Consider the following 2800-nt stretch of genomic DNA (forward strand, 5'->3'; position numbering starts at 1 on the left):
CTAGGTACTGTAGTTTGTCTGGAACGCCATCCCATTCTTTAGCATCAGGAAGAGGGTCTTTTTGTTCCGTAATATTTGGCCAAGTCTGGCAAAGCTCTGCATTCAACTCAATATATTGAACCTGATCTGCTGGTAGCTCATCTTCCGAGAAAATCGCGTTAGCAGGGCATTCCGGCTCACATAGTGCACAGTCGATACATTCATCGGGGTCGATTACCAAAAAGTTTGGACCTTCATAAAAACAATCTACTGGGCATACTTCGACGCAGTCAGTGTATTTGCACTTAACGCAGTTGTCGGTAACAACAAATGTCATGGTAATACTAACCTTTATTTAAATGATAATTGTTCTCAAAGCCATTAATCCCGCGGCTTTCGAGCGGTTTGCAATTCTAGCGATAGCCTTATAATCGATCAAGAGCAAAAACGAATTTGCTTATGCCAATTTGAATTAGATTAGTTCATCCTTTAGTTGATACAAGGCATTAAGCGCTTCACGAGGGCTTAAGCTATCAACATCAATTCCTTCCAGTAGTTCTTCAACTTTAGATTTGGGCGAACCAAACAGTTCTGCTTGAAAAAAATCGTCGTCTTTAGTGTTTTTATTGCGGCTTGCAGATGCCCCAACTTTGCCTGAATCAACTGACTGAGCGAACTCTAACGATTTATCGGACTCAAGTTCCGACAACTTGGCTTTCGCGTTAGCGACGACAGAGCTTGGTACACCTGCCAATTGCGCGACTTGTAACCCGTAGCTTTTATTCGCAGCGCCATCTAATACGCTGTGCAAGAAAATAATCTTATCGTCATGCTCTGTAGCTTTCAGATGAACGTTGGTAACGTTACTCAAGCGATCAGCTAGCTGCGTCATTTCAAAATAGTGTGTGGCAAAAAGAGTAAACGCTTTTGTATTGTTTGAGAGATACTCTGCGGCAGACCATGCTAGCGACAATCCATCAAATGTACTCGTTCCACGACCAACCTCATCCATTAGAACCAGACTATTGCTAGTCGCGTTATTAAGGATGTTCGCAGTTTCCGTCATCTCCACCATGAAAGTAGAACGGCCACCTGCGGTGTCATCGGCACTTCCCATGCGTGTAAATATTTGATCGATAGGGCCAAAAGTTGCCGAGTTAGCTGGTACATAAGCGCCTGAATAAGCCATTAGAGCGATGATCGCTACTTGGCGCATGTAGGTAGATTTACCACCCATATTAGGCCCAGTTATCACGAGCATCTCTCTCTTATTATTCATAACAACATCATTTGGCACGAAAGACTCATCAATGAGTTGCTCGATAACAGGGTGACGTCCAGCAACTATGTCTAAATGCTTTTCATCAACAAGAGTAGGGCGACAATAATTTAAGTTACTCGCGCGCTCAGCAAAATTTGTCAGTACATCTAATTCCGCGAGCCCACCGGCACACAATTGGAGTTCATGGATATGATCATTGAGCTGAGAGACCAGATCTTCATAAAGAGCTTTTTCACGACTTAGGGCGCGACTCTTAGCGCTCAAGGCTTTGTCTTCGAACTCTTTCAATTCAGGTGTGATAAAGCGCTCTGCATTCTTAAGTGTTTGTCTGCGAACGTAATGTACTGGCGCCTGTTCACTCTGGGCTTTTGAAATTTCTATAAAGTACCCATGTACACGGTTATAGCCGACTTTAAGTGTTGATATGCCAGTTTCTTCGCGTTCGCGTTCCTCTAGATCGATGAGAAACTGACCCGCATTTTCACTCATGTTTCGAAGTTCATCTAGCTCAGAATCAAAACCTTCTTTAATAACCCCACCATCACGAATGACAACCGGAGGATTATCAATTACGGCGCTATCGAGCAATTGAGCAAGTGACGGATGCTCTGAGATTCGAGATTTCAAGTCATCAAGTAAATTGGTGTTTAGGTTCTTAATAGCGACCTGCAATGCGGGTAAAACAAGAAGCGTATCTTTAAGGCGGGTAAGGTCCCTTGGTCGTGCGGAACCAAGTGCTACCCGAGCCAGAATTCGTTCAATATCGCTGACATGCTTTAACTGATCAATAACAAGATCGAAGTGATAGTTATTAAGAAGCTCTCCAACTGCATCATGACGATTTTCGGCTACTATTTTCTGTTGTGTAGGCTGGTTCAACCAACGGCGCAGAAGACGGCTACCCATCGCAGTACTGCAATGATCTAATACCCAAGACAGCGTACTTGTCGATTCGCCTTGAGTTGTAGCATCTATCTCTAGATTCTTACGACTAGCCGCATCAATCACGATACTTTCTGAGAAAGATTCACGACTCATTGTTTTGATATGCGCCAACTCATCACGCTGGGTATCTTTTACGTATTGGAGAAGCGCTCCGGCTGCTCCAACAGCGGCGGTTAAATCATCACACCCGAAACCGCCTAAATCTTTGGTCTTGAAATGTTTGGTTAGTATCCGTTCACAGGAATCAAGCTCGAAATTCCATGGTCCTTGTCGTCTTAAAGACGTTTTGATGTTAAGAGCATCCTCGAAAGGAAACTCATCACTAATAAGAAGCTCGGCAGGTTTAAGGCGATGTACTTCAGCAACTAAATTACTTAGCCCCTTAACTTCCGTGATGTGAAAACGTCCAGATGATAGCTCTAGCCATGCGATACCAAATATATCTTGCTGAACTTGGCTGATCGCACCTAAAAGATTTTCTGAGCGCTCATCAAGAAACGCCTCATCGGTAAGGGTACCTGGCGTTACCACGCGCACAACTTTACGTTCAACTGGTCCTTTGCTTGTTGCAGGATCGCCGATTTGCTCCGCAAC

General features: G+C 44.0%; 2 protein-coding genes. Both read right to left on the reverse strand.

All coding sequences use genetic code 11. The features are described from left to right. Positions 1-316: ferredoxin FdxA (gene fdxA, locus A3762_RS09425; protein WP_068755135.1), on the reverse strand; the 316-nt coding region annotated here is incomplete at its 3' end. Between the two features lie 135 nt (positions 317-451). Then, on the reverse strand, positions 452-2800 hold a 2349-nt coding region (gene mutS / locus A3762_RS09430), incomplete at its 5' end, for a DNA mismatch repair protein MutS (protein ID WP_068755137.1).

The sequence above is a fragment of the Oleiphilus sp. HI0125 genome (genome assembly GCF_001635355.1).